This window comes from Chitinophaga sp. H8 (assembly GCF_040567655.1).
In the GTDB taxonomy this organism is placed as follows: domain Bacteria; phylum Bacteroidota; class Bacteroidia; order Chitinophagales; family Chitinophagaceae; genus Chitinophaga; species Chitinophaga defluvii.
The window spans coordinates 475,438-499,621 of sequence record NZ_JBEXAC010000002.1; the positions used below are offsets into that span (position 1 = coordinate 475,438).

A 24,184-nucleotide genomic window follows, 5' to 3' on the forward strand; every position below is an offset into this window, starting at 1 on the left:
CTAACGTAAAATAGGGTTATTATAATTTACTACTTCTAACTGCGAAGTAAAAGAGGCATCATTGAATATTTGCTTAATGTTGTTTACCGTTGGCAAATGTTCAGTTTCTGAATAGTCCGGAAAGCCAATTAATGTCGCTCCTTGTGCATTACAGCCAATATTTTTTGCTATTCCCATGTATTTCATCAAATCATCTCTATCAAAATTGTCGATTGCATTTATAATGATAGTTGTTTCATTCTCCTTTGATGCTCTCAATGGTAATATACTTGAGTTAATGTACTGAATCGGCATAACTCTCCCGTTTCGTGGATTTCGGTCATCATTATTTAGCCCATTGTTGAAATAAACAAAGTCAATATTGTGTAGACGATATTTCAATTGAGCAAAACAAATCGAATCATATATGAACTCAATCCGTTTATTGTCAACTAAAAAAATGCCGTCGTGATTTACCCCTGTATTTAACTCAATCCGAGATAATCGACTTACTAAATCGTTCTCACCTGTTCCTGAATTGTTCAACCAAAACAAAACACCTCGATCGAAATGTGTGTCAATGTTCTGGTGAAGATTTATTGTGTATTGTTTTAACTCAGACTTTTTAAAGGATTCAATTGCCTTAGCTAATTCAAGATATCGCTCTTTAAATTGTGTTGTTACTTGTGATACAGGATAAGGATCTGTGCTATATTTTGATGAATAGATGACATTTTCAATTGTGCTGCTCACCATAGGATTAACGTAATGAAAATATCCATCTATCCCATTTGTTCTTTTTCTGAACTCGGTATCAATACTATCAATATCATCATTTCTTAAAGGATTTATCCATCCTATAAGGGCTAAAAAATCCGCTACTACTGTTTCGCCTACTTCTCCTACACGTTTTGAATATTCTCCCATAATTTCTATTTAAGTTAAGTCTAAGTTTTTTTTCTTCGATAGTATTTGATTTTCTTCTCTACTATTTTTAGGATTTCAAGTCCATCTTCCTCATTAAGAAGTTGATTAGTGATCTTATCGCTAATGTATCTAACCTTTAGTTCGGACTGGTCAATTTTGAACATTCTTGAAATTCCATCAATGATTTGTTCATTGGCATTTCGTTCATTCTTCTCTATTTTACTCAATGTTGACGTATCAATATTCAATTCCGCTGCGACTTTTCTAAGAGGAAGATTCGCTTTTCCCCTTAATGACCGGACATACTCGCCAAATGATATTCTTTCTAATGTTGACATTGACTTCTTGGACATCATTTGTCCAAAAGTAATAAAATTCTATGATTTGAAAAATATGTATTTCATAGGTATCAATTACTCATAACACTGCCACTCACTGCCAAGTAATTCCACTGAAAGACACATCGTTATTGCGCCTCTTTTTTCCTGACACTTTTGTTCCGAAAGCCCACAGAAAGCGGGAAGTAGAAACAAAATAATTCATTCAGATTATGGAAAGAAGAAAGAAAAAAGTATTGCTGACAGGCGTTGCGTTACTGTCGGCATTTGGTGTGTTCGCACAGGGAAACGGCAATGCTGGCATTCAGGAAGCAACACAAATGGTAACGGGATATTTTGACCCGGCTACCAAATTGATTTATGCCATCGGTGCGGTGGTTGGGTTAATCGGAGGTGTAAAGGTTTACAACAAATTCAGCAGTGGCGACCCGGACACATCGAAAACGGCGGCAAGCTGGTTCGGTGCGTGTATCTTCTTAATCGTTGCAGCAACCATCCTGCGTTCATTCTTCCTTTAATCCAATGCCCTATGAGTAATTACAACATCAACAAAGGCATTGGAAGAACCGTAGAGTTCAAAGGGCTGAAAGCACAATACCTGTTCATCTTCGCAGGTGGCTTGCTCGGCGTGCTTATCCTTGTTATGATTATGTACATGGCAGGCGTAAACTCCTACATCTGCCTGTTCATAGGCGCAGGCGGTGCATCACTGATTGTTTGGAAAACATTCTCATTAAATGGCAAGTACGGCGAACACGGGTTGATGAAGCTGGGCGCAAAGAAAAAGCATCCCAAATACATCATCAGTCGCAAAGCGGTACATCGCAGTTTAAGGTTCACCTCTAAATCCGATGCCGTATGAGAAACACCGCAAAAACTACAACGCTGGAAAGCAAGTTTCCATTACTGGCGGTGGAACACAACTGCGTCATTTCAAAAGATGCAGACATTACCGCCTGCTTTCGGGTACACCTGCCGGAACTGTTTACCGTAGCATCACCGGAGTACGATGCCATACACTCCGCATGGCACAAGGCAATCAAAACCTTACCGGATTACTCCATCATCCACAAACAGGATTGGTTCATCAAGGAAAATTATGCACCGGATATTGCACAGGACGGATTGAGTTTCTTAGCGAAATCCTACCAGCAACATTTCAACGAGCGTCCTTTTCTCAACCATTACTGCTACCTCTTTTTGACGAAGACAACCAAAGAGCGTATGCGGATGCAAAGCAACTTTAGTTCGCTTTGCAAAGGCGTTCTTATCCCGAAAGAAATAAGGGATAAAGAAACCGTCCGCCGATTTATGGAAGCGGTGGCGCAATTCGAGCGCATCATCAACGACAGCGGGTTTGTGAAACTGGAACGGTTGACAGAAGATGACATCATCGGTGCAAATGAAAAACAGGGATTGTTGGAGCAATACCTGACCTTATCACGGACAGCCAATACGCCGTTGCAGGATTTGGCACTCGGTACGGAAGATGTGCGCATCGGTAATAAGCGATTGTGCCTGCACACGCTTTCAGATACAGACGATTTGCCCGGAACAGTATCAGCAAATACACGTTATGAAAAGCTGTCCACCGATAGAAGCGACTGCCTGTTGTCCTTTGCGGCTCCGGTGGGCTTGCTCCTTAGCTGTAACCATATCTACAACCAGTATTTATTTTTGGATAACAGCGATGAGAACCTGCGCAAGTTTGAAAAATCCGCAAGGAATATGCACTCGCTGGCAAGGTATAGCCGTGCAAATCAAATCAACAAAGAGTGGATTGAAAAGTACCTGAACGAAGCCCACAGCTTCGGGCTTTCGTCTATCCGTGCGCACTTCAATGTAATGGCGTGGTCGGATGATGCAAACGAACTCAAACAGCTAAAGAACGATACCGGTAGCGCATTGGCTTTAATGGAGTGCAAGCCTCGCCACAATACCATTGACGTTGCCACGCTGTATTGGGCGGCTATGCCGGGCAATGCGGCCGACTTTCCAAGCGAGGAAAGTTTTTACACGTTCATTGAACCCGCCCTGTGTTTCTTCACCGAAGAAACCAATTATCAAAGTTCACCATCGCCTTTCGGTATCAAGATGGCAGACAGGCTTACGGGTAAGCCTATCCATTTGGATATTTCCGACCTGCCAATGAAAAAAGGCATCATCACGAACCGCAACAAGTTCATCTTGGGGCCATCGGGTTCGGGTAAGTCTTTTTTCACTAACCACATGGTGCGCCAATATTACGAACAGGGCGCACACGTCCTGCTCGTGGACACAGGTAATTCCTATCAGGGCTTATGCGAACTGATTAAAGGAAAGACCAGAGGTGAAGACGGGGTTTACTTTACTTACACCGAAGAGAACCCGATTGCGTTCAATCCCTTTTATACCGATGACGGCGTATTTGACATTGAGAAAAGGGAAAGCATCAAAACCCTCATCCTTACGCTTTGGAAGCGTGATGACGAACCGCCGAAGCGTTCGGAAGAAGTGGCGTTGTCAAACGCCGTGAGCGGTTACATTGACCACATTAAGCAAAACGATGAATACCCATCGTTCAACGATTTCTATGAATATGTAAAGGGTGATTACAAAACGGTACTGGAAGAAAAGCAGGTAAGGGAAAAAGACTTTGACCTCGCCAATTTCCTGAACGTACTGGAACCTTACTACAAGGGCGGCGAATACGATTACCTGTTGAACTCCGATAAGCAACTCGACCTGCTTTCCAAACGTTTTATCGTGTTTGAAATTGATGCGATAAAAGACCACAAAATCCTCTTTCCCGTGGTCACAATCATCATTATGGAAGTGTTCATCAACAAGATGCGCAGGCTCAAAGGTGTGCGTAAGCTGATACTGATTGAAGAAGCGTGGAAAGCGATTGCTAAAGAGGGTATGGCAGAATACATCAAGTATTTGTTTAAGACCGTCCGCAAATTCTTTGGTGAAGCCATCGTGGTTACGCAGGAAGTGGACGACATCATCCAGTCGCCCATCGTGAAAGAAAGTATCATCAACAACTCCGACTGCAAAATCCTGCTTGACCAGCGCAAGTACATGAACAAGTTCGATGACATTCAGGCGATGCTCGGACTTACCGAAAAGGAAAAATCACAAATCCTTTCCATCAACATGAACAACGACCCGTCAAGGCTTTACAAAGAAGTATGGATTGGGCTGGGCGGTACGCATTCCGCAGTTTACGCCACAGAGGTATCGCTCGAAGAATACTTAGCCTACACCACGGAGGAAACCGAAAAAATGGAAGTGATGCAGCTTGCCCATGAACTGGATGGTAACGTGGAGCAAGCCATTAAACGCATTGCCCTCCAAAGACGTGAGAAAGCAAACAGTTACTAATCATTTTAAAAGCAAGAGAAGTGGAAAAGGAGAAAATCACACTGCCCATTGGTGGTAACAAGGCTTTGATATTTGAAGCCGACCCCACCAACAAAGAGGAACAGGATTTTGCAAAACTGTGCAAGGAAGCAGCAGCATCCCAACCTCAAAGCCTGCAAGACTTTTTTACCCGGCTCAATGACCTGCAACAAAAGAAGCCTCCTGAACCAAAAAGGAAAATGGGTCGGAAAATGTAAAGCAGCTTTTCAACAGGAAAAGAAAAAATCAAACAGTTATTAATTTTTAAAAATCAGAAACAATGAAAAAAGCAATGTTACTGGTGTGTACGGCAATTATGCTTGCCGTTGCACCATCCGCTAAAGCACAATTTGTAGTAACTGACCCCGGTAATCTTATCTCCGGCATTCTCAACAGTGCAAACGAAATCGTGCAGACCTCATCCACCGTATCGAATGTGGTTAAGAATTTCAATGAGGTAAAAAAGGTGTATGACCAAGGCAAAGAGTATTACGACAAACTGAAAGCCGTAAACAACCTGGTTAAAGATGCCCGCAAGGTACAGCAGACCGTTTTGCTGGTGGGCGATGTGTCCGAAATGTACGTGAAGAATTTCGGCAAGATGATGAACGACCCCAATTTCACCCCACAGGAATTGACGGCAATTGCTAATGGTTATTCTACGCTTCTGAATGAAAGTACCGAGTTGCTGAAAGAGTTGAAACAAATCGTCACCTCGACCGGGCTTTCCTTAAATGATAAGGAGCGTATGGATATAATCGACAAAGTGTACAAAGAGGTTAAGGACTACCATAACCTTGTACGCTATTACACCAATAAAAATATTTCTGTAAGCATTTTGAGGGCGAAGAAACAGAACAACACCAAGCGTGTGCTGGAACTGTACGGAACCGCAGAACAAAAATATTGGTAAGCTATGGAATGGAATAACCTTCACGAAATGCTGCGCAGCCTGTACGATGAAATGATGCCATTGACGGCAGACATGGCTGCAATAGCCAAAGGAATTGCCGGATTGGGCGCACTGTTCTACGTTGCGCTGAAAGTGTGGCAGGCGTTGAGCCGGGCAGAACCCATAGACGTGTTCCCTTTGCTCCGTCCGTTCGCCATCGGGCTTTGCATTATGTTTTTTCCCACGATGGTTTTAGGAACCATCAATGCGGTAATGTCTCCCGTAGTAAAAGGCACGCACTCCATGCTCGAAGGGCAGGTACTTGACCTGAACAAGCTACAACAGCAAAAAGACCAGTTGGAGCGGGAAGCCATGCTTCGCAATCCCGAAACCGCTTACCTCGTAAGCGACGAGGAATTTGATAAGAAGCTGGACGAATTGGGCTGGTCGCCGTCCGATTTGGCTACCATGACGGGAATGTATCTCGACAGGCAAGCCTATAAAATGGAGAAAGCCATAAAGGAGTGGTTTCGTGACCTGCTGGAGATACTCTTTCAGGCAGCGGCATTGGTCATAGATACGATACGGACGTTCTTCCTCATCGTACTGTCTATATTGGGGCCGATAGCCTTTGCGATAAGCGTTTGGGACGGTTTTCAGTCCACGCTCACGCAATGGCTAACCCGATATATCAGCGTTTATCTGTGGCTGCCCATATCCGATATGTTCAGTTCCATACTGGCGAAAATACAATCGCTCATACTGGAGCGGGATATTGAAATGCTGGCAGACCCTACTTACATCCCCGATACTTCCAATACCGTGTATATCATTTTTATGCTGATAGGCATAGTGGGCTACTTCACTATCCCAACGGTGGCGGGCTGGGTAATACAGGCAGGCGGTGCAGGAAACTTTATGCGTAACGTAAACTCTACGGCTGCAAAAACAGGAAATCTTGCCGGAGCCGGAACGGGAGCCGCAGTGGGCAACATTGGCGGCAGGCTATTGAACAAAAATTAATCATCGTAAAAATGGAATTTAAAACATTAAGAAACATCGAAAACAGTTTTAGACAGATAAGACTGTACGCTATTGTTTTTGCCATTCTCTGCATTGCAGTGGTAGGATATGCCCTTTGGCAGTCCTACCGCTTTGCGGAGTTACAAAGACAAAAGATTTATGTATTGGATAACGGCAAATCATTGATGCTTGCTTTATCACAGGATGCCAGCATTAACCGACCAGTGGAAGCCCGTGAACACGTTAGGCGTTTCCATGAATTGTTTTTTACGCTCGCACCCGATAAGAATGCTATCGAAAGCAATATGAAGCGGGCTTTTAATCTCGCAGATAAATCGGCTTTTGATTACTACAAAGACCTTTCGGAAAAGGGCTATTACAACCGTATCATTTCGGGCAACGTACAACAGCGCATCGAAGTAGATAGTGTCGTCTGCAATTTCGATACCTATCCTTATGCGGTTCGTACCTACGCCAAGCAATTCATCATCCGTTCAAGCAATGTAACCAGGCGCAGCCTTGTTACCTCTTGCTACCTCGTGAACTCCGTCCGTTCGGACAACAATCCGCAGGGCTTCAACATCGAAAAATTTGCCGTGCTGGAAAACAAAGACATGGAGGTTATCGAACGCTAAAACCAATTTTATGGAAGCATTATCAGATTTAAACACGTTCGCCAAAATCCTTACCGACAAAGGATATAACGGCTATTTCCATACGCAGGGGGCATATCCCGGAAAGCTCAAAGATAGCATAGGCGAATACCTCGAAAGTTGTCGTAAAGGAACAGAGGGCGCACCTAAGCCCGTACTGTTGGTTACGGGCTACCTGCAATGGGCAGGTGAAGACAAGCCCCATGTGGAATGCAGTATGTGGGTCAAGTACCTGAACGGAAAATTCTTCCTCTCAAAAATGGAGGTTTCAAGAAAAGACCAATACGGGCAATTATTGAAGCATTCGGAACTCACAAATCTATCAGTGGTTACCGCTCCCAAAGTAAGGGAGGCAATCGCTTTGGTGAGTGATGCGCCTAAGCAAAGAGTTGTTCCCAAAAGCAAAGGTTTCAGGCACTAAAAACAGTCAAGGAATGAAAAAGTTACGAACAAAAATCAGCAAGTGGTTTGACAGGCTCGATGACAGGTGGCGGGAGTTGCCCATAAAAAAACAGCACCGCTATACGCTATTGCTTTTCGCTGGCTATGTGTTGTTGTCCATTATAGTAATAGCAAAAGTCTGCTATGATGTTGGCGCAAGCGATAGCAAGCTGAAAATAGAGCATATCGAAAACCCGCTTATCAAACAAAACAAGTCCCCGGTATCGCCGCAGGACAGTATTTCAAAAATCCTAAAAAATAAGATGTATGAAAGATAATGAAAACAAAAAAGTGAGTATTCTGGTCGAAGATGACGACCTGAATAACCAGCAGGATGCACCGAAAGACGGTGCGCAGAACAAAGCCGAAAAGCTAAAAAAGCCAATCATTTTTGTCCTTATGGGCGTGGTATTTCTCGGCTGTATGTATTTAATCTTCAAACCATCTTCCGACAAGAAAAAGGCGGTAGATATAGGTTTGAATGATGCCGTACCACAGGCTACCGATGCCGGAATGCAATCGGATAAGCAAAAAGCGTATGAACAGGAAATGCTGGAACAGAAAGAACAGGAAAAACGCAATGCGCTTATGTCCCTTTCCGATTACTGGAGCGAAGACAGTGCCGCCGACAAGAAAGCTGCTAATCCGGATGAGGTTAACGAAGACGGATCTGCTTACGGAGGTGGTATGCCTGCTAAGGGCAATCCGGCTTTGAGCAGTTATCGCAATGCCCAAAGTACTTTAGGTTCATTTTACGACAACAACGATTATCAAACGCAGGAACTCCGCAAACAGGTTGATGAACTGAAAGAGAAACTGGCGGAAAAGGATGTACCCGCTACAACGACCGTGCAAGACCAAATGGCATTGATGGAGAAGTCGTACCAAATGGCGGCAAAGTACTTGCCAACAAATACAGTTCCACAATCCAATAAAGTAGATACAACGGTTCCGGTAAAGGGTGGCGGTACGCAAAAAGAACATTTTGTAGCGTTCTCACCTGTGAGGAAAACTGCGGTGTCTGCATTGTACCGTGAGCCGACAGACAGTGCTTTTCTTGCCAACTGGAACGAAACCCGTAACAGGGGATTTTATACAGCCGGAACCAGTAAGCAGGTACAGCAGCCCAAAAACAGCATCAGGGCGATAGTACAGGAAACGCAGACTGTAACCGATGAAAGTGGTGTGCGCTTGCGTTTGATGGAAACTGCGAAAACGCCCGGTCGTACTATTCCGGCGGGAACGGTGCTAACAGCAAATGCAAAGTTTGCAGGCGGTAGGTTACAGTTGAAAATAACGTCCATTGAATTTGAGGGCAATATTATCCCTATGGAAATAACCGTGTACGATTTGGACGGACAACAAGGCTTATATGTGCCTTATTCGCCTGAAGTAAATGCCTTAACGGAAATAGCCTCCAACATGAGCCAGACGTCCGGCACGTCCATTATGATGACCCGCTCTGCAGGGCAGCAGGCGGCAGGCGACCTTTCCCGTGGCGTGGTGCAGGGTATATCGGGCTACTTCTCTAAAAAACTAAGAACACCGAAAGTTACCGTTAAAGCCGGTCATCAACTTTTCCTTGTTTCAAAAAACTAATGTTCAACACTAAAAATCAGCAATAAAATGAAAGCAATATTTAAAAGTCTTTTGGCAATGGCTTGTTTAATAGCCTTTACTGCCAATACCAATGCGCAGCAGGTTGCATCTAATACAAGCAAATTAAGCATGGGTAAAGTAGAACCTTACGAAATGCAGGTAACGTACAATAAGACCTCCCATTTGATTTTTCCGGCAGCCATCCGGTATGTGGATTTGGGCAGTGAATACCTGATTGCAGGTAAGGCAGATGATGCCGAAAACGTGCTGCGTATAAAGGCTACCGTTAAAGATTTTAAAGAAGAAACCAATTTTTCTGTAATTACCGATGATGGTCGTTTCTACAACTTCAATGTTTTTTACAGTGCTTATCCAACCACCCTGAATTATGATTTACTGACGATGCAAAAAGCATCAGACAGGGAAAACGGTAACGATGTGCTGTTTGAGGAATTGGGGAGCAATTCGCCATCGCTGGCCGGGTTGCTCATGGAAACCATTTATAAAAAGGACAAAAGGATTGTAAAGCATATAGCCTCCAAAAGTTACGGCGTACAGTTTCTACTGAAAGGCATCTATGTACACAACGGCAAATTTTATTTTCATACAGAGTTGCGCAATACAAGCAACGTTCCGTTTGCTATTGACTTTGTGAATTTCAAAGTAGTAGATAAGAAAGTGGCGAAGCGTACCGTAGTGCAGGAAAAGCCAATGACCCCGTTGCGTATGTATAAACCGCTTACCGAAATTGCGGGCAATACGACTGACCAAAACGTCTTCCTACTCGACCAGTTCACCATTACCGATGATAAGGTATTGGTAATTGAAATCTTTGAAAAGAATGGCGGCAGGCAGCAAGCCTTACAGGTCGAAAATTCCGACCTCGTACACGCCAAGCTGGTAAACGCTATGCACCTAAAGATTAAGTAACCAAAACAGAAAAAACAATGACAAAATACATTTTTGCTGTAATGCTTGCGGTGTTGAGCATTACAGCAACGCAAGCACAACGAATGACACCCGGACAAAAAGGACTGGAAGTAAACGCCGGATTGTTATCTAAGAAAGTAAAGGATAATTACTTTTTGAATTTGACCCTTACTGTAAATAGCAGAGCTGGAAACTATTGGATTTGGGGTGCAGAATATACCCACCAATTTGCCGATTACAGGACTGTACAAATACCTCTTGAAACCTATACGGGTGAAATGGGGTACAGCCTCCAGCTTTTAGGCGATGCAAGAAAGACTACAAACCTTAATGCGGGGCTTACTGCTGTTGCCGGGTACGAAACCATTAACCGGAGTGATGCAACGCTCTATGATGGCTCTAAAGTCCTCGACAAAGACAATTTTATTTACGGAGCCGGAGGGCGTTTGTCTTTGGAAACATACCTGTCCGACAGGTTTGTGCTGCTCCTGCAAGGTCGTACCAAAGTATTATGGGGTACAGATTTAAAACAGTTCCGCCCATCAGCAGGCATTGGGCTAAGGTTTAACTTTTAAAAAGAATAACAATGAAACGATTTTTGAATAGAAATAAATTTTTGTGGCTGCTTCTCCTGGTCTTTACAAGTGCCGCAGTGTTATCGTCCTGTAATAAGGAGGAACTCGACATACAGCAGAACTATCCGTTTGAGGTCAAAGTGATGCCAGTTCCGGGAGATGTGGCAAACGGGCAGACTGTTGAAATAAGGTTTACCATTGAACGGAGTGGTAATTTCAACGATGCAAAATACTTTATCCGCTATTTCCAATATGACGGGCAAGGCGCATTGCGATATTACAGCGAACCGCCGTATATGCCTAATGATTTGTACCAATTGCCAGCGACACAGTTCCGGCTGTATTACACCTCACAATCTGCCGTATCGCAGTCGTTTGATGTATGGATAAGCGACAATTTCGGGAACGAAAAGCAGATAAGTTTTCAATTTAATAATAAAGACTAAGCGAACGGCTATACCAATCGGAAAATAGAAGTCGTCTGACCTAAAAAGTCGGACGACTTTTTTATTGCAGTTCTTAATTTGTGCCGTTATAAGCTGTGACTGCTAAAATATTCTGCTGCTATTTCACTAATTCCAACACTGACATATTTCCTGTCTTTGCTCAATGCTTTTACGGCGGTTATTATCTCATCAGGGTCGGCGAATTTCAATATATAGCCCGATACACCAGCTTTCAGCATAGTTCTAACACTTTCCTCTGCATCATCGGTACTTGATATTAATAGCTTTAAATCGGGATGTTTTTCGAGTAACAATTTTGCTGCCGCAAAATCTTCTTCGACGATGCACACATCGGGCAGCTCGCCGTCTTCATCTATTTTCATTAATGCTTTTTCGCTGTCACTCACTTGAAATTGTACAATATAGCCAGCATTTTCAAGTTGATTTATGGAAGTATATCCCAGATGTTCGTTGTTATCTATAATGGCTATGCGAATTGCTTTTTCATTACTGTTCATAATCTTGCAATATTATTTGTTACGTTTAATCCGTCCCCACCAGCTTTTATTTGTAGATGGAGGGGTTGGCTTTGTCCTTTCTTCTTTTTGTATATCTCTGATTTCATGAGCGGTCAGCCAATCATGAAAATGTTGGACATCATTGGGGCAAAAGTGTACTATCTTCCCGTTTTTAAGTGATATGGTAAAAATGCCACTGGCAACTGCAAAAGCCGATAATTCGGAGGCAGAAAATTGAAAGGCAAGGTAGGTATTGTTTGCAGTGTCCATAATATCCGTTTTAGTATTGGAAGCCTGCAACAAAAAGAGGCGCAGGCAACCACACTTACCGATACTAAGGCACTGGTACGCCTAATCCCGAATAAGCGAGCGCCCACGCCATAGCATGAGCGTTCTTACTTATTATCTCGGGATTTTTAAAAATTACCAGTTTTTAGTATCGAGATTTAAAGCAAAAACACTTTAAATTTTTTATATCTTCAATAGCAAATATACTAAAAAATCACCCCTATTTAAGTATAGATGTAATTAATACGATTATTAGACTTCCCATAGCCAATTTCCTGTAATTAAATTTTTAATTTTGCACTATGAGTGATTTGCAACAGATAACAGAATTTAAGTCATCGCCTGAATTAGTGGAGCAACTGTATAAGCACAGTATACAAAAGACTTATAAAGCGGGTGATATTATTTTAAACGAAAATGCACACATTCGTTCTATTCCGATTGTAGCGAAAGGAACTTTAAAAGTGATCCGAACAGAAGAAGATGGAAAAGAAATTTTGCTGTACTATATTAAAGCGGGTGAAAGTTGTATTATGTCTTTTTTGGGTGGACTGCACAACGAAATAAGCAAAGTAAGAGCCGAGGTGGAAGAAGATGCTGAAATTCTGTTTTTGCCTGTTGATAAAGTATCATTATTTATCAAAGAATATCCCCAATGGTTGGATTATATTTTCCGTTTATACCACAAACGGTTTGAAGAGTTATTGGAAATCGTAAATGCCATTTCCTTTAAAAAAGTGGACGAAAGAATGCTGAATTTGCTGGATAAAAAAGTAGCACTTACAGGAAACAAAACACTGAACATTACCCACGAACAAGTAGCCTCCGAATTGGGAACAGCAAGAGCAGTTGTTTCCCGCCTGCTAAAACAGTTGGAAGAAAACGGAAAAGTAAAATTGGGCAGAAACAAAATAACCCTTATGTGACCAAAGTAGCTGTACAGTTTTTGGAGTTGGTGCATTTTTGCAGCAGAAATTTCAGAAACTTATGGATATAGCAGGTTATTTAGCATCAATTTTAATAGGTATTTCATTAGGGCTAATCGGGGGTGGCGGCAGCATTCTTACCGTTCCTGTTTTAGTCTATTTATTTCATATAGATGCAGTTTTAGCAACCGCCTATTCTCTTTTCATTGTTGGAACTACCAGCGTTGTAGGCTCATTCTCTTATTTCAAAAAAGGGTTGGTTAACTTTAGAACGGCTGTTGCATTTGGCATCCCGTCTATTATAGCCGTTTTTTTAACAAGGGCTTTTATTGTTCCCGCCATACCGCAGGAAATTTTTAGCATCGGCAGTTTTATCATTACCAAAAACATTTTCTTGATGTTGCTTTTTGCTGTATTGATGTTTTTTGCGTCTTACAGTATGATAAAAAAGTGTAAAGGAGAAGATTGCCTGCCTTCCAAAACAGCCCCTAAGCGCACTTCATTAGTTATTATCCAAGGATTATTTGTGGGTATAGTTACCGGGCTTATCGGTGCAGGTGGCGGTTTTTTAATAATCCCTGCCCTGGTTAATCTGCTACATTTAGATATTAAGAAAGCAATCGGAACCTCACTGGTCATTATTGCGGTCAATTCACTTTTTGGATTTGCTGTATCGGCTACACATCTAACGGTTGAATGGATTTTTCTTCTCAAAATTTTGGCACTGGCTATTATCGGGGTGCTGATAGGAAGCTTTATCTCTAAAAAAATTGATGGTAAAAAATTGAAACCTGCTTTCGGTTGGTTTGTGCTGTCAATGGGTATTTACATTATGATCAAAGAAATCATTGTGAAATAAAATCCCTTATGTGACTAAAGTAGCTGTACAGGAAAATCAATCTTCAGAAATTTGTAACAAATAATATAACCCACTACAGCGGGCAATGTCAACTGTCCTTTTTCAATTCAAAAATTATGTCACAAACACATTTTTACGAAGTAAACATCAAATGGAAAGATGGCAGAACAGGCGAACTGTCATCGCCGGTATTAAACAAAACTATTGAATGCGCTACACCACCGGAATTTCCTAATGGCGTTCCCGGTGTATGGTCGCCAGAACATCTTTTTGTAGCAGCTATTAACAGTTGCTATATGGCAACCTTCCTGGCAATTGCTTCTAATTTTAAAGTAGAAATCGAAAACTTTAGTTGTAAAACAATTGCCAGATTGGAAATGGTAGAAGGAAAATACCTCATCACGCAGGCAGAAATGTTTCCGGTAATAAAATTGATTAATCCCGGAACCGATATGGATAAGGCCATGCGTGTTGCCGAAAAAGCAAAAGCTGGCTGTTTAGTAACCAACTCAATGAAAACAGAAATTACATTAACGCCTGAAATTGCCTAATGTGACAAAAGTAGCTGTACCGAAAAACCAATATTCGGAAATTCGCAGTATCAAATCATAAACAAGAAAAATTTGGATAATGAAAATAGAACAAATTTATACAGGCTGCCTGGCACAAGGTGCATATTATATTACTTCCAATGGTGAAGCTGCCATTATTGACCCATTACGTGAAACGCAACCGTATTTAGACCGTTTGGAAAAAGATGATGTGAAGCTCAAATACATTTTTGAAACGCATTTTCACGCTGATTTTGTAAGCGGACACGTTGATCTGAGTAAAAAAACAAATGCATCAATTGTTTACGGGCCTACGGCAAAGCCAGAGTTTGAAGCCATCGTAGCAGAAGACAATCAGATTTTTGAATTGGGCAACGTGAAAATTAAAGTATTGCATACCCCGGGGCATACAATGGAAAGCTCCTGTTTTTTGTTGATTGACGAAAATGGCAATGAAACAGCATTGTTTAGTGGCGATACACTTTTTCTTGGCGATGTAGGCAGACCGGATCTGGCACAAAAGGCGGCAAACCTCACACAGGAAGAATTGGCAGGTTTGCTTTATGACAGTTTGTATCATAAGATTTTACCACTATCGGATGATATCACTGTTTATCCGGCACACGGTGCAGGTTCGGCTTGCGGAAAAAATATGATGAAAGAAACGGTTGATAGCCTTGGTAATCAGAAAAGTATCAACTATGCGCTAAACCAGCCGGATAAAGAAAGTTTTATCAAAGCCGTTACTGATGGATTATTACCACCACCTGCTTATTTCGGTATGAACGTAGCCATGAATAAAAAAGGTTATGACAGTTTTGAAGAAGTGTTGAGCCACGGAATGAAAGCACTCTCGGCAGAAGAATTTGAAGCGGCGGCAGAAAATACAGGAGCATTGATTTTAGACACACGAAGCGATAAGGATTTTGCCAAAGGCTTTATTCCGAAATCTATCAATATAGGTTTGAAAGGCGATTTTGCACCTTGGGTGGGTGCGATGATTGTTGACGTGAAACAACCGATTTTGTTGGTTACCGACAACGGTACGGAAGAAGAAGCCGTAACACGATTGAGCCGTGTTGGTTTTGACAATGTACTGGGACATTTAAAAGATGGTTTTGAAACCTGGATAAAAGCAGCAAAAGAAACTGACATCATAAATCGGATTACGGCCGACCAATTTTCAAAAGATTATTATGACAACAGCAAGGTCATTGATGTTCGCAAAGAAAGCGAATATACGGCAGAGCACGTTGAAGATGCTTACAGCAAACCATTGGCATATATCAATGATTGGGTTAAAGAACTCAACCCGAAAGAGCATTTTTACCTGCATTGTGCAGGCGGCTACCGCAGTATGATAGCTGCGAGTATTTTACAGGCAAGAGGATACAGAAACTTTACGGAAGTAGAGGGTGGTTTTAACGCCATTGCACAGACCAGTATTCCTAAAACCGATTTTGTATGTCAAAGTAAAATGTTGAGCTAATTTATATCACCATAACAACAATAGCAATGTTTGGAATTTTCAAAAATATGTTCTCGTCAACAGACAATACCCAACTATCAGAAGCGATAAAAGAAGGTGCTTTTTTAGTGGATGTTCGCACACCTGCCGAATTTTCGACAGGTAGTGTAAAAGGTGCGGTAAACATACCGCTGGATAAAGTTCAAAGTCAGTTATCCAAATTCAAAAACAAAAAAAGCATCATTGTATTTTGCCGTAGCGGAAACCGCAGCAGCCAGTCAAAAAGTATTCTGGAAAGAAAAGGCATTCAAAATGTAATCAATGGCGGAACCTGGCACAACGTAAATAACTTAGTAAACAACAAATAGATCAGATATGAAAAAGAATATGGGAACAATAGACAAAGCAATTCGCATACTCATTGCGATTGTGATAGGTGTTTTATATTTCACAAATACCATTTCCGGTATAATGGCAATCATCTTGGGTATTTTAGCCATAGCATTTGTGCTTACTTCATTTATGAGCTTTTGCCCTTTATACCTGCCGTTTGGCATCAATACCCTTAAAAAGAAAGAGAAATGAAAAAACATTTTGAAAACTGGAGCTTTATGCGAGTACTGCGGTTAGCATTGGGCATCCTTATTATCGTGCAAAGCGTTATTGCAAAAGATTGGCTTTTTATGGGAGCAGGTATTTTGTTTTCACTGATGCCAATATTGAATATCGGTTGTTGTGGCACATCGGGGTGCACTACGCCTGTTTCAAAAAGCAACAAGAAAGTGGAAGAGGTAAGCTATGAAGAAGTTCGCTAAAAATAATCTGCTCACAATAGTTGGCGTATTTGCAGGGGCATTGGCAGGTTATCTCTATTGGAAAACGGTCGGTTGCAATTCGGGGCAATGTGCTATTACTTCAAATCCTATTAACAGTAGCTTATACGGTTCAGTTATGGGTGGCCTTCTATTCTCAATGTTTCAAAAAAGCAGAAAAAAAACAGCATGACATTTCAGGAAATAATAAATCAGGACAAACCTGTATTGGTGGACTTTTTTGCCACTTGGTGTGGCCCCTGCAAAATGATGTCGCCAATATTGGAAGACGTAAAGCAACGTGTTGGCGAAAATGCAAACATCATAAAAATTGATGTAGACAAAAACCCTCAAGCTGCATCAGCTTATCAGGTACGTGGCGTACCCACGCTTATCTTATTTAAAAACGGGAAACCGCTTTGGCGACAATCGAGCGTTGTGCCCGCAAACGAGTTAGAAAGACTGATTATAGCAAATACATAAACTAAGAATGATAGAATATTTAAAACAGCCCTGGGCTTGGTATATAGCAGGCCCATTAATCGGCTTAACTGTTCCTGCATTGATGATTTTAGGAAATAAATCCTTTGGTATCAGCTCATCTCTACGACACATTTGTGCCTCGTGCGTGCCTGCCAACATTCTGTTTTTTAAATATGACTGGAAAAAAGAAATATGGAATTTACTCTTTGTATTCGGTATATTTCTGGGCGGAGCATTGGCAGTTAGCCTTTTGGCTAATCCCAATCCGGTTGAGGTTAGTCCTAAATTAGCACAAGATTTAGCAGGTTATGGCATTACCCATTTTAATAATCTGGTTCCACAAGACATTATGAGCTGGCAATCGCTGTTTACATTAAGAGGCTTTATAATGATGGTAGGCGGTGGCTTTTTAGTAGGTTTCGGAACTCGCTATGCAGGTGGCTGTACCAGCGGACACGCTATTATGGGATTGTCCAATTTACAACTGCCGTCCCTGATTGCTACCATTAGCTTTATGATGGGCGGTTTCATTATGGCGAACCTGATTTTGCCTTTTATTCTTTCACTTTAAGTAAAACAGAAATTAACTAAAACAAAAATGCAGCAACATATAGATACAGAAAAAGATTTAGCACAAAGAGAGCTGGACGCAATGTGCGTAAATGAAAGCCATTTACAGCACAAATGGTATCATAATTTGAAATACTTAGTTGTCGGAATTTTATTTGGCATTGTGTTCGTAAAAGCCGAAGTCATTAGCTGGTTTCGTATTCAGGAAATGTTTCGTTTGCAATCGTTTCATATGTATGGAATAATAGGAAGTGCCGTTGTAACAGGAATGATTTCCGTTTTTCTGATTAAAAAATTCAACATCAAAACCATTTATGGAGAGCCGATTAAAATTGCACCCAAAGAGTTTAATAAAGGGCAAATCTACGGTGGTTTAATTTTTGGTTTTGGTTGGGCAATTACCGGGGCCTGTCCCGGGCCGTTGTTTGCTCAAATTGGAACAGGGGCAACCGTCATTGCCGTTACGCTTCTGAGTGCTGTTGCAGGGACTTGGGTTTACGGCTATTTCAGAGAAAAGTTGCCGCATTAAATATTGTTATGGGTTAGTTTAAGAAATTGTTGCTAACAACAATAATGTAGGTCTTATTGGGCTTAATCTTGAATACAAAGCTTTACCCAATTTGAAATTTGATATATCTATGTTAGCCGAATATCCTTAACAGCACCACAAGGCTGTACGAAAACAATATCTCTGAACGTTATTCAATCAAATAGAAAATTAGAGACAATATAATGATACATAATTTGCTTGCAGGATTGCCCAAAATACACATTTTTAAAGCTGAAATGCTTTTTATATGGCTATAAACTTATTAGAAAAACAGTTTTGTAAGTTTGCAATAAAAAAAATTTATAAATGTTTAGACATAAGGGTAAAGGTCGGACTTATGCACATAATCTAAAATTAGCTTCCATATTATCAGGCGTTGCTGGCATCGTAAATATTACGGGTGTTTTAGAATTGCATACATTAACAACCAACGTAACAGGACATTTCGCTTATTTTTCTGAAGAACTTATTTTAAGAAATAACAAAATGGCTCTTGCATATTTATTTTACATTCTTTTTTTCTTATTTGGTGCTTTCGTTTCAAGCCTGATTATGGAATTGGTATCAAAATATAAACCACAAACTTCTTATGTGATACCTATATTGATTGAAGTATTCATATTTTTAGCAATTAGTACTTCAGTATTTTTTGTACCAAACGAATATCCCAAATTTTCGATTATATTATCGTCTGCTCTGCTTTTTGCTATGGGATTACAGAATGCATTAGTGACGAGGGTATCTCAATCGGTAGTAAGAACTACGCATTTAACAGGATTGTTTACTGACCTCGGAATTGAACTCTCACAGTTGTTCTTTTATAAAGACCGACCAGCAAAGATGCAGTTAAATAAAAGCATCTTCTTGAAGTTAGCTATTATTAGCTGTTTCTTTTTAGGATGTATCATAGGGGGGCTGGTTTATACGAATTTCAAGTTGCAAACTCTTTTACTCCCGGTGGGATTATTATTTTTTGCGCTGTGGTATGATCGCTTACTCTTTCGATATTATCATCTGAAAAGGAAATTTAGAAATCATCACTAACCACATTTTATTTTATATAATGCTTTTCCAATATCGTTACCAAATCTGATTGTTTATAGATTAATTTGCCTCCTATTTGTATATACGGCAAAATTTGGTCATCACGGTATTGTTGTAAAGTTCGTTTACTGATATGCAGCAGTTTGCAAATATCATCCCCTGACAAATAAATTTCTCCGTTCATTACCGGGCGAAAGTTCTCCAGTATCATTTCCGTTTGGATACGGAGCTGCTCAAACTTTCTTTTATAGTTTGCTATTTCTTCGGCATCGGTATCAAAAAGTTCCATACTCATTTGTTTTGTGTGTGGTATCAGGAGCAAGCAAACGCTGTACATCCGAAAGTTTGTAATAATTTTTTCGGTTCAATTTTGAAAAAGACAAAATCCCTTTGTCTTTGTATGATTGCAGGGTGCGTTTGGTTATGCCAAGCATGAGGCACACCTCCTGATTGTCCAGCCATCTTTCTTCGTTGAAAATGCCTACATAGGCTTTGCTCGCATCTGTGGTACGCTGTAACAGTTCATCCAGCTCTGTGGTCAGTTCTTTAAGAACTGATTTCGGTATTGCTATCACTTCCATAATCTTTTCCTCACTTTTTCATGTTAGGAAAGGAAATTAGGAAAGGTTTTAAGGTGTCTTATAAATGTGGGCGTGTTTGGCGTTGAGTGGTAAGGTTTGGCACAAAAAAATGGTACAAGCCTGTAAAGACCTATACCATTGAATAAAGTAAGTTGTTGATTATCGTGGCTTCTGTACCTCCGTGTTTTTGGTTGCTATTTCCTTCTTCTCTCTTGAATATACCCATAGCGACAATAGCCCGAAAATAATCAAAGCATAAGCTATCCATTTGCCCACACGTTCGATGAACTTTATAGCTAATGATTTTTCATAGCTTGAAAATCCTTCGGCTCCGGTAGGGCTTCGCCTGTAAAATTTCCTGCGGTTAATCCAATAACGTAACGCCAAGCCTGCTACCAAAAATATTATTCCTATGACTAATGATGATACCATAATTCTACCATTTAATTTAACAAAAACTATCCAATCCGTTATAAACAAAAATACAAAATATAAATGTGGGTGACTGCAAGGAACGACCTAAGTGTTACAAGACTGTTTTACTTTTAATGCTAACAGTTTCTCATGCATATCAGCCCAATATGCCTGCCGCTCCTTGTCACTTTCTACTGGAGGGTTGTGTTGATACGTTTTATACCAACTTGCCTGCTGAATAGCTTTTTTAAGATTGGTAACTTCAATGCATTGTCCGTTTTTATCTCTTACTTTCATCGTTGTTCAGTTTAAAAAGCAACCGCCATTGCAGACGGTCGCCCGTAGTTTTTAATTATCGTTTGGGATTATTTTTAATAGCTTCTCACTTCCAAAAAGCAAGTGTATCGCCTGTGTTAAATCAGGGTTGCAATCTTCGCTGTCTGCATACTCAATAAGACAGTGTACAGTAAACAATGAGTTGTGTCCGTCAAAGAAATGGTCTGCAAACCAATTTGGGCGTTTCCATAGTTGGCGGTCGTTTTTCTCAATTGTCTTGTGTGCATTTTCTACAAGTCTGTACCAAAATTCTGCGGTGAAAAACCCTTTTTGATGCCAGCCCTCACGAAAGGCAGTTTCATTTTGCAGAAAGTAACCGCATTGCTTTTCTATTGCGTTTTGAATGCCCTGTAACGCTTCGGGAAACAGTTTGCTTAGTAACGTTCCTTTATCCAGATTGTCCATTTTGTTTAATGCTTTCATATATGTATATTTTTTAAAGCGACCGCCTGCAAAGGCGGTCGCCTGTGATTGATTAATTAAAACTGAAAATATCTGCCCCGTTTTGTGCAAAGGCTGTGCATAAGTCAAAAGCCTTTTGTGTTTTTAGTTGTGCTGTTCCACCCATTACAATGCTTTCCAGCTTCGCTTCCCCACTCTTGTAATTGCGTACATTTTGGTAGTAACCTGTAACGGCGTTATATGCTCCGAACAATGTACCTTTGGTTGTGTCCATTTGTTGTGTGTCGCTAATCATGGCGTACGCAAAAGCATCTTCAACAGTGTTTTTAAACACAGTGGAAATTTCATCGTAGTTACCTTTTTCTAAGTGAGTTAAGGTTTCTTTGTTAGGGCATAATGCCAACTCGATTAGCTTTCTTATTTCTCTGTCCGTTACCCTTACTTTAGCCCATGTGTTGAAAATATCTTGCAACTGGTTGCTTAGAGTGTTAGCCAGCCCCATAACCTTGTGAGCATTTTCTAACCGCTGTTTAGCTCCTGCGGTGTGTTTAATGCGTACAACGTTACTCATGTTGCGAAGTGAAGCATTTAAGGTATTTTGGCAAACGATGCGGATAGGGGTAAATGCTGCGGTAATACTTCCGCTACCGTCATGGCTTGTTGTTAAGAAGATGTATTTTTCTGTAACATCATCACCGTTTCCTACACGGATGTAGTCAGGCAACTTTGCAGTGATAAATATGCGTTCTCCATTACCTAATGCTCCGGCTGTTTCATACAATATGCCATCGCCTCCACCTATAATTGCGTCAAAGAAAGCAAAGGCTTCACGGTTCTGTACGATATGGTAATCCTTGCCCACTACACCCAATACGGCATTGTTGTCGCTTCGGATATTGGCAAAGTAGTTCGGTACGTGGAGTTGATTGTCTGTTATTTCGATACCCTGTGCAGTTTCTATGATGTTTGAGCCGGTGGTGTACAGTGGACTTTTTACTACTTCATAATCCAGCCCTGCGTGTTTTATTGCTTCCTCGCTTGTGGGGTAGTCTTGTACGATTTGTCCTAATCCATGCCATGCTTTTTCTTTTACGCTAAAGAATGAATAACGTCCTGTTCTGTTGTTGAAATTTAGATTGTGTGCCATGATTTTTATTTTTTAATGATTGTTTTGAATTGATTTTTTTTGATTTATTCGGTAATGAGAGGAGGTGCTGTTTCGTTTCCCTATTACCATTTCCAATGCTGTTAATCTTCATACCTGACATTTTTTTTATTCGTCTAAAGAGCCGGAGTATGCTATGTTTCGTTTCACGAGCAGAAAAAGGTTAGTGTTTAGCCGACACAAGGTTTTGGAAAATAAATACTACCCAAAGGGTGGAGATTTTTTTCCAAACTTGCATGACCTTTTGGCGGCGTTAAGAACACGGAAATACCTTTGCTCTTGAAACGGAACAAAACGGCATACTGGCTCTTTGAATAAAAAACCGTGGAAGCAATGAAGATGGCATTGGCAATGGTTCCAGGTGGATGAAAATTCTACTTCCAATTCACAGAATATTCAAACACTGTTTTTCAATGCGTGGTTGTGAAAGCCACATAAAGGGTATTGAAAAATAATTGTGTGGGCTTATGCAGGGTTATTTTTCAATAGGCTTTATCCGAACACCCAACAAAGTTCTTTTAAGTGAAAAGATATGTGTGGAGGGCATTAAATGTGCTTTGGGGTCAGATATGGAAACAAAAAAAGCAGGACGGTAAAATCCTGCTCTTTCATTACGTTACAAACTCTTGCTATATGGCAATTTCCAATTCCTCTTTATCCATAACAATTACAGCATTAGAAATAATTTCCTCCTGCGAAACAGGCTCCGTTTGCATGGCACTAAATGAAACCTCCATTGCCTTTAGGTTTCTTGCAACAATGTCCATATCCATACCTACTTTTTCGTTAAGTATCTTGGCATAGATTTGAGTAGTGGTAATGTTTGTATGCCCCATCATCTTTTGTACGCTTTCAAGTGATGCACCTGCTGTCAGTATCATAGTGGCAAACGTGTGTCGGGCTGTATGGAAAGTAACTTTTTGTTCTGTTACAACTCCTGCGGCTTCCGTGATTTTAAGTACATGAGCATTGCAGGTAGCGTTTGACGGAATAGGGAACACAAACTCGTCCTTAGTTGTACCCAAATACTTTTCAATGATTTTCTTGGGTATTTCCAATAACCTCACATTGGAAGAAACATCGGTTTTCTTTCTGCGGCTGATAATCCATTGGTGTCCGTCAAAGAAATTCTGAATATTGCTCCGTTTCAGTTTTTTGATGTCTGCATAAGAAAGCCCGGTAAAGCAACTGAAAATAAACAGGTCACGTACAAGTTCATACTTTGGTTTGGGAAGACTGCAAAGCATAATCTTTTCTACATCCTCTTTCAGTAAGAACCCCCTGTCGGTTTCTTTCATGGTAATTTCGTAATCCTCGAAAGGGTTATTGCGTATCATACCCTTTTTCATTGCCAGCTCTACCATTCGCAATACAGGCATCGTATAAACCCAAACTGTATTGTGGGTGCATTCCTTGTCTATACGCAGGTAAAAATCAAACTCACGGATAAAGTCAGAGGTAAGCTCTTTGAAAGCCATGTCTGTTCTTAAATAGCGTAGCTGGATAAATTCGGAAAGATGGTTGTACACGACTTTATATTTGTCGTAGGTGCTTTGGGAACGTTCCTTTTTAGCAACCATCTTGGCAAAATCATCGTTGTGGGCTTGGAATACTTTTAGAATAGCTTCTTCCATAACGCCCACGCCTAAAAATGCCAGCTTCAATTTCTGTGCAGAAGCAAAGCCATCGTATTTGAGCAATTCCTCGTAATGCTTGTCAATTCGCAGGCGTACATCATCTAATTTCTTATTGGTGCTTTGTGCTTGGGTACTTTTCCCCAATACACGCCCATGTTTCAAATCCCAATTATCAGGGTGGATTTCCAGCTTGGTGCTGAAAGATGCGGGCTTTCCATCAATTGTGATGCGCCCCATAATAGCAACTGCTCCGTTCTTCTTAGGCTCGTTTTTCTTTAGGTAGAAAAGTAGCTTAAACGTTGACCTTTTCGACTGTTCCATAACTCAATTGTTTAATGTTTAAAATTAAATTTCAATGAGTTACAAGGAAAGATGAAAAGAAGTGCAAAAGAC

At 40.8% G+C, this 24,184-nt stretch carries 35 protein-coding genes; 25 read left to right on the forward strand and 10 right to left on the reverse strand.

What is annotated here, in order from left to right; translation table 11 throughout:
* Window positions 1–906: a GapS4a family protein gene (gene gapS4a / locus ABR189_RS15700; protein ID WP_054281003.1), complete on the reverse strand. Its 906-nt coding sequence runs from the start codon at window positions 904–906 to the stop codon at window positions 1–3.
* A 20-nt stretch (window positions 907–926) separates the two neighbouring features.
* Window positions 927–1,244, reverse strand: coding sequence for a helix-turn-helix domain-containing protein (locus ABR189_RS15705; RefSeq protein ID WP_054281261.1), 318 nt, complete (start codon window positions 1,242–1,244; stop codon window positions 927–929).
* A 212-nt stretch (window positions 1,245–1,456) separates the two neighbouring features.
* Here ABR189_RS15705 and ABR189_RS15710 point away from each other — a divergent pair, with 212 nt between their 5' ends.
* From ABR189_RS15710 to ABR189_RS15770, 13 genes are all read left to right on the forward strand, one after another.
* Entirely contained in the window at window positions 1,457–1,762 is a 306-nt protein-coding gene (locus ABR189_RS15710; protein WP_054281004.1) for a DUF4134 domain-containing protein, read from the forward strand.
* Between the two features lie 11 nt (window positions 1,763–1,773).
* On the forward strand, window positions 1,774–2,106 hold the full coding sequence (locus ABR189_RS15715; RefSeq protein ID WP_054281005.1) for a DUF4133 domain-containing protein: 333 nt from the start codon (window positions 1,774–1,776) through the stop codon (window positions 2,104–2,106).
* Complete coding sequence (locus ABR189_RS15720) at window positions 2,103–4,610, forward strand: TraG family conjugative transposon ATPase (RefSeq protein WP_078794936.1); 2,508 nt, start codon at window positions 2,103–2,105, stop codon at window positions 4,608–4,610. The genes ABR189_RS15715 and ABR189_RS15720 overlap by 4 nt, the downstream gene beginning before the upstream one ends.
* A gap of 20 nt (window positions 4,611–4,630) precedes the next feature.
* Complete coding sequence (locus ABR189_RS15725) at window positions 4,631–4,846, forward strand: hypothetical protein (protein WP_054281007.1); 216 nt, start codon at window positions 4,631–4,633, stop codon at window positions 4,844–4,846.
* A gap of 62 nt (window positions 4,847–4,908) precedes the next feature.
* The gene (locus tag ABR189_RS15730) at window positions 4,909–5,541 is read left to right on the forward strand and encodes a DUF4141 domain-containing protein (protein WP_054281008.1); all 633 of its coding nucleotides are present in this window, start codon (window positions 4,909–4,911) and stop codon (window positions 5,539–5,541) included.
* Window positions 5,542–5,544: 3 nt separating this feature from the next.
* The gene (gene traJ, locus ABR189_RS15735) at window positions 5,545–6,543 is read left to right on the forward strand and encodes a conjugative transposon protein TraJ (protein WP_054281009.1); all 999 of its coding nucleotides are present in this window, start codon (window positions 5,545–5,547) and stop codon (window positions 6,541–6,543) included.
* An 11-nt stretch (window positions 6,544–6,554) separates the two neighbouring features.
* Window positions 6,555–7,178 carry a conjugative transposon protein TraK gene (gene traK, locus ABR189_RS15740; RefSeq protein ID WP_054281010.1) on the forward strand — a complete coding sequence of 208 codons (624 nt, stop codon included), beginning with the start codon at window positions 6,555–6,557 and terminating at the stop codon, window positions 7,176–7,178.
* A gap of 10 nt (window positions 7,179–7,188) precedes the next feature.
* Entirely contained in the window at window positions 7,189–7,617 is a 429-nt protein-coding gene (locus ABR189_RS15745) for a hypothetical protein (protein WP_054281011.1), read from the forward strand.
* 13 nt (window positions 7,618–7,630) lie between these two features.
* On the forward strand, window positions 7,631–7,915 hold the full coding sequence (locus tag ABR189_RS15750; protein WP_054281012.1) for a nitrogen regulatory IIA protein: 285 nt from the start codon (window positions 7,631–7,633) through the stop codon (window positions 7,913–7,915).
* Entirely contained in the window at window positions 7,905–9,236 is a 1,332-nt protein-coding gene (gene traM / locus ABR189_RS15755) for a conjugative transposon protein TraM (protein WP_054281013.1), read from the forward strand. The genes ABR189_RS15750 and traM overlap by 11 nt, the downstream gene beginning before the upstream one ends.
* Window positions 9,237–9,263: 27 nt before the next feature.
* Complete coding sequence (gene traN / locus ABR189_RS15760; protein WP_054281014.1) at window positions 9,264–10,166, forward strand: conjugative transposon protein TraN; 903 nt, start codon at window positions 9,264–9,266, stop codon at window positions 10,164–10,166.
* Window positions 10,167–10,183: 17 nt separating this feature from the next.
* The gene (locus ABR189_RS15765) at window positions 10,184–10,741 is read left to right on the forward strand and encodes a conjugal transfer protein TraO (RefSeq protein ID WP_054281015.1); all 558 of its coding nucleotides are present in this window, start codon (window positions 10,184–10,186) and stop codon (window positions 10,739–10,741) included.
* Between the two features lie 11 nt (window positions 10,742–10,752).
* Window positions 10,753–11,187, forward strand: a complete 435-nt coding sequence (locus ABR189_RS15770; RefSeq protein WP_054281016.1) for a DUF3872 domain-containing protein — start codon at window positions 10,753–10,755, stop codon at window positions 11,185–11,187.
* A gap of 86 nt (window positions 11,188–11,273) precedes the next feature.
* Here the strand turns inward: ABR189_RS15770 and ABR189_RS15775 are convergent, their stop codons facing one another.
* Window positions 11,274–11,705, reverse strand: a complete 432-nt coding sequence (locus tag ABR189_RS15775) for a response regulator (protein ID WP_054281017.1) — start codon at window positions 11,703–11,705, stop codon at window positions 11,274–11,276.
* 12 nt (window positions 11,706–11,717) lie between these two features.
* Window positions 11,718–11,975, reverse strand: a complete 258-nt coding sequence (locus ABR189_RS15780; RefSeq protein ID WP_054281018.1) for a hypothetical protein — start codon at window positions 11,973–11,975, stop codon at window positions 11,718–11,720.
* Window positions 11,976–12,295: 320 nt separating this feature from the next.
* Between ABR189_RS15780 and ABR189_RS15785 the strand changes: the two genes are divergently transcribed.
* The 12 genes from ABR189_RS15785 (at window position 12,296) to ABR189_RS15840 (ending at window position 19,256) form a co-directional block, all read left to right on the forward strand.
* Complete coding sequence (locus ABR189_RS15785) at window positions 12,296–12,919, forward strand: Crp/Fnr family transcriptional regulator (protein ID WP_054281019.1); 624 nt, start codon at window positions 12,296–12,298, stop codon at window positions 12,917–12,919.
* Window positions 12,920–12,980: 61 nt separating this feature from the next.
* Window positions 12,981–13,778: a sulfite exporter TauE/SafE family protein gene (locus tag ABR189_RS15790; protein WP_054281262.1), complete on the forward strand. Its 798-nt coding sequence runs from the start codon at window positions 12,981–12,983 to the stop codon at window positions 13,776–13,778.
* A 116-nt stretch (window positions 13,779–13,894) separates the two neighbouring features.
* A complete protein-coding gene (locus tag ABR189_RS15795) occupies window positions 13,895–14,329 on the forward strand; it encodes an OsmC family protein (protein ID WP_054281020.1) in 435 nt (144 codons plus the stop codon).
* Window positions 14,330–14,408: 79 nt separating this feature from the next.
* On the forward strand, window positions 14,409–15,818 hold the full coding sequence (locus ABR189_RS15800; RefSeq protein ID WP_054281021.1) for an MBL fold metallo-hydrolase: 1,410 nt from the start codon (window positions 14,409–14,411) through the stop codon (window positions 15,816–15,818).
* 26 nt (window positions 15,819–15,844) lie between these two features.
* Window positions 15,845–16,165, forward strand: coding sequence for a rhodanese-like domain-containing protein (locus tag ABR189_RS15805; RefSeq protein ID WP_054281022.1), 321 nt, complete (start codon window positions 15,845–15,847; stop codon window positions 16,163–16,165).
* 7 nt (window positions 16,166–16,172) lie between these two features.
* Window positions 16,173–16,382 (forward strand): YgaP family membrane protein, encoded by a 210-nt coding sequence (locus tag ABR189_RS15810; protein ID WP_072188815.1) that lies wholly within the window; start codon window positions 16,173–16,175, stop codon window positions 16,380–16,382.
* Window positions 16,379–16,612 (forward strand): hypothetical protein, encoded by a 234-nt coding sequence (locus tag ABR189_RS15815; RefSeq protein WP_054281024.1) that lies wholly within the window; start codon window positions 16,379–16,381, stop codon window positions 16,610–16,612. The genes ABR189_RS15810 and ABR189_RS15815 overlap by 4 nt, the downstream gene beginning before the upstream one ends.
* Complete coding sequence (locus ABR189_RS15820) at window positions 16,596–16,802, forward strand: DUF6132 family protein (protein ID WP_054281025.1); 207 nt, start codon at window positions 16,596–16,598, stop codon at window positions 16,800–16,802. Before ABR189_RS15815 ends, ABR189_RS15820 begins: the two co-directional genes overlap by 17 nt.
* On the forward strand, window positions 16,799–17,092 hold the full coding sequence (gene trxA / locus ABR189_RS15825) for a thioredoxin (protein ID WP_054281026.1): 294 nt from the start codon (window positions 16,799–16,801) through the stop codon (window positions 17,090–17,092). The genes ABR189_RS15820 and trxA overlap by 4 nt, the downstream gene beginning before the upstream one ends.
* Window positions 17,093–17,099: 7 nt before the next feature.
* Window positions 17,100–17,663 (forward strand): YeeE/YedE family protein, encoded by a 564-nt coding sequence (locus tag ABR189_RS15830; RefSeq protein WP_054281027.1) that lies wholly within the window; start codon window positions 17,100–17,102, stop codon window positions 17,661–17,663.
* A gap of 27 nt (window positions 17,664–17,690) precedes the next feature.
* Window positions 17,691–18,191: a DUF6691 family protein gene (locus ABR189_RS15835; RefSeq protein ID WP_054281028.1), complete on the forward strand. Its 501-nt coding sequence runs from the start codon at window positions 17,691–17,693 to the stop codon at window positions 18,189–18,191.
* A gap of 327 nt (window positions 18,192–18,518) precedes the next feature.
* Window positions 18,519–19,256, forward strand: coding sequence for a YoaK family protein (locus ABR189_RS15840; RefSeq protein ID WP_054281029.1), 738 nt, complete (start codon window positions 18,519–18,521; stop codon window positions 19,254–19,256).
* 7 nt (window positions 19,257–19,263) lie between these two features.
* Here ABR189_RS15840 and ABR189_RS15845 read toward each other — a convergent pair whose 3' ends face one another.
* The 6 genes from ABR189_RS15845 to ABR189_RS15870 form a co-directional block, all read right to left on the reverse strand.
* Window positions 19,264–19,545: a helix-turn-helix domain-containing protein gene (locus ABR189_RS15845; protein ID WP_054281263.1), complete on the reverse strand. Its 282-nt coding sequence runs from the start codon at window positions 19,543–19,545 to the stop codon at window positions 19,264–19,266.
* Complete coding sequence (locus tag ABR189_RS15850; RefSeq protein WP_054281030.1) at window positions 19,532–19,837, reverse strand: helix-turn-helix domain-containing protein; 306 nt, start codon at window positions 19,835–19,837, stop codon at window positions 19,532–19,534. The genes ABR189_RS15845 and ABR189_RS15850 overlap by 14 nt, the downstream gene beginning before the upstream one ends.
* Window positions 19,838–20,356: 519 nt before the next feature.
* On the reverse strand, window positions 20,357–20,548 hold the full coding sequence (locus ABR189_RS15855) for a hypothetical protein (RefSeq protein WP_054281031.1): 192 nt from the start codon (window positions 20,546–20,548) through the stop codon (window positions 20,357–20,359).
* A gap of 51 nt (window positions 20,549–20,599) precedes the next feature.
* Window positions 20,600–21,010 (reverse strand): hypothetical protein, encoded by a 411-nt coding sequence (locus tag ABR189_RS15860; RefSeq protein WP_054281032.1) that lies wholly within the window; start codon window positions 21,008–21,010, stop codon window positions 20,600–20,602.
* A gap of 52 nt (window positions 21,011–21,062) precedes the next feature.
* Entirely contained in the window at window positions 21,063–22,136 is a 1,074-nt protein-coding gene (locus tag ABR189_RS15865; protein WP_054281033.1) for a DUF932 domain-containing protein, read from the reverse strand.
* 647 nt (window positions 22,137–22,783) lie between these two features.
* Window positions 22,784–24,112: a site-specific integrase gene (locus ABR189_RS15870; RefSeq protein WP_078794938.1), complete on the reverse strand. Its 1,329-nt coding sequence runs from the start codon at window positions 24,110–24,112 to the stop codon at window positions 22,784–22,786.
* Between the last annotated feature and the right edge of the window lie 72 nt (window positions 24,113–24,184).

What these genes read in the sequence shown, in the direction of transcription:
- gapS4a (WP_054281003.1), bottom strand. Translation starts at nt 906, where the DNA reads ATGGGAGAATATTCAAAACGTGTAGGAGAAGTAGGCGAAACAGTAGTA.
- ABR189_RS15705 (WP_054281261.1), bottom strand. Translation starts at nt 1,244, where the DNA reads ATGTCAACATTAGAAAGAATATCATTTGGCGAGTATGTCCGGTCATTA.
- ABR189_RS15710 (WP_054281004.1), top strand. Translation starts at nt 1,457, where the DNA reads ATGGAAAGAAGAAAGAAAAAAGTATTGCTGACAGGCGTTGCGTTACTG.
- ABR189_RS15715 (WP_054281005.1), top strand. Translation starts at nt 1,774, where the DNA reads ATGAGTAATTACAACATCAACAAAGGCATTGGAAGAACCGTAGAGTTC.
- ABR189_RS15720 (WP_078794936.1), top strand. Translation starts at nt 2,103, where the DNA reads ATGAGAAACACCGCAAAAACTACAACGCTGGAAAGCAAGTTTCCATTA.
- ABR189_RS15730 (WP_054281008.1), top strand. Translation starts at nt 4,909, where the DNA reads ATGAAAAAAGCAATGTTACTGGTGTGTACGGCAATTATGCTTGCCGTT.
- traJ (WP_054281009.1), top strand. Translation starts at nt 5,545, where the DNA reads ATGGAATGGAATAACCTTCACGAAATGCTGCGCAGCCTGTACGATGAA.
- traK (WP_054281010.1), top strand. Translation starts at nt 6,555, where the DNA reads ATGGAATTTAAAACATTAAGAAACATCGAAAACAGTTTTAGACAGATA.
- ABR189_RS15745 (WP_054281011.1), top strand. Translation starts at nt 7,189, where the DNA reads ATGGAAGCATTATCAGATTTAAACACGTTCGCCAAAATCCTTACCGAC.
- ABR189_RS15750 (WP_054281012.1), top strand. Translation starts at nt 7,631, where the DNA reads ATGAAAAAGTTACGAACAAAAATCAGCAAGTGGTTTGACAGGCTCGAT.
- traM (WP_054281013.1), top strand. Translation starts at nt 7,905, where the DNA reads ATGAAAGATAATGAAAACAAAAAAGTGAGTATTCTGGTCGAAGATGAC.
- traN (WP_054281014.1), top strand. Translation starts at nt 9,264, where the DNA reads ATGAAAGCAATATTTAAAAGTCTTTTGGCAATGGCTTGTTTAATAGCC.
- ABR189_RS15765 (WP_054281015.1), top strand. Translation starts at nt 10,184, where the DNA reads ATGACAAAATACATTTTTGCTGTAATGCTTGCGGTGTTGAGCATTACA.
- ABR189_RS15770 (WP_054281016.1), top strand. Translation starts at nt 10,753, where the DNA reads ATGAAACGATTTTTGAATAGAAATAAATTTTTGTGGCTGCTTCTCCTG.
- ABR189_RS15775 (WP_054281017.1), bottom strand. Translation starts at nt 11,705, where the DNA reads ATGAACAGTAATGAAAAAGCAATTCGCATAGCCATTATAGATAACAAC.
- ABR189_RS15780 (WP_054281018.1), bottom strand. Translation starts at nt 11,975, where the DNA reads ATGGACACTGCAAACAATACCTACCTTGCCTTTCAATTTTCTGCCTCC.
- ABR189_RS15785 (WP_054281019.1), top strand. Translation starts at nt 12,296, where the DNA reads ATGAGTGATTTGCAACAGATAACAGAATTTAAGTCATCGCCTGAATTA.
- ABR189_RS15790 (WP_054281262.1), top strand. Translation starts at nt 12,981, where the DNA reads ATGGATATAGCAGGTTATTTAGCATCAATTTTAATAGGTATTTCATTA.
- ABR189_RS15795 (WP_054281020.1), top strand. Translation starts at nt 13,895, where the DNA reads ATGTCACAAACACATTTTTACGAAGTAAACATCAAATGGAAAGATGGC.
- ABR189_RS15800 (WP_054281021.1), top strand. Translation starts at nt 14,409, where the DNA reads ATGAAAATAGAACAAATTTATACAGGCTGCCTGGCACAAGGTGCATAT.
- ABR189_RS15805 (WP_054281022.1), top strand. Translation starts at nt 15,845, where the DNA reads ATGTTTGGAATTTTCAAAAATATGTTCTCGTCAACAGACAATACCCAA.
- ABR189_RS15810 (WP_072188815.1), top strand. Translation starts at nt 16,173, where the DNA reads ATGAAAAAGAATATGGGAACAATAGACAAAGCAATTCGCATACTCATT.
- ABR189_RS15815 (WP_054281024.1), top strand. Translation starts at nt 16,379, where the DNA reads ATGAAAAAACATTTTGAAAACTGGAGCTTTATGCGAGTACTGCGGTTA.
- ABR189_RS15820 (WP_054281025.1), top strand. Translation starts at nt 16,596, where the DNA reads ATGAAGAAGTTCGCTAAAAATAATCTGCTCACAATAGTTGGCGTATTT.
- trxA (WP_054281026.1), top strand. Translation starts at nt 16,799, where the DNA reads ATGACATTTCAGGAAATAATAAATCAGGACAAACCTGTATTGGTGGAC.
- ABR189_RS15830 (WP_054281027.1), top strand. Translation starts at nt 17,100, where the DNA reads ATGATAGAATATTTAAAACAGCCCTGGGCTTGGTATATAGCAGGCCCA.
- ABR189_RS15835 (WP_054281028.1), top strand. Translation starts at nt 17,691, where the DNA reads ATGCAGCAACATATAGATACAGAAAAAGATTTAGCACAAAGAGAGCTG.
- ABR189_RS15840 (WP_054281029.1), top strand. Translation starts at nt 18,519, where the DNA reads ATGTTTAGACATAAGGGTAAAGGTCGGACTTATGCACATAATCTAAAA.
- ABR189_RS15845 (WP_054281263.1), bottom strand. Translation starts at nt 19,545, where the DNA reads ATGGAACTTTTTGATACCGATGCCGAAGAAATAGCAAACTATAAAAGA.
- ABR189_RS15850 (WP_054281030.1), bottom strand. Translation starts at nt 19,837, where the DNA reads ATGGAAGTGATAGCAATACCGAAATCAGTTCTTAAAGAACTGACCACA.
- ABR189_RS15855 (WP_054281031.1), bottom strand. Translation starts at nt 20,548, where the DNA reads ATGAAAGTAAGAGATAAAAACGGACAATGCATTGAAGTTACCAATCTT.
- ABR189_RS15860 (WP_054281032.1), bottom strand. Translation starts at nt 21,010, where the DNA reads ATGAAAGCATTAAACAAAATGGACAATCTGGATAAAGGAACGTTACTA.
- ABR189_RS15865 (WP_054281033.1), bottom strand. Translation starts at nt 22,136, where the DNA reads ATGGCACACAATCTAAATTTCAACAACAGAACAGGACGTTATTCATTC.
- ABR189_RS15870 (WP_078794938.1), bottom strand. Translation starts at nt 24,112, where the DNA reads ATGGAACAGTCGAAAAGGTCAACGTTTAAGCTACTTTTCTACCTAAAG.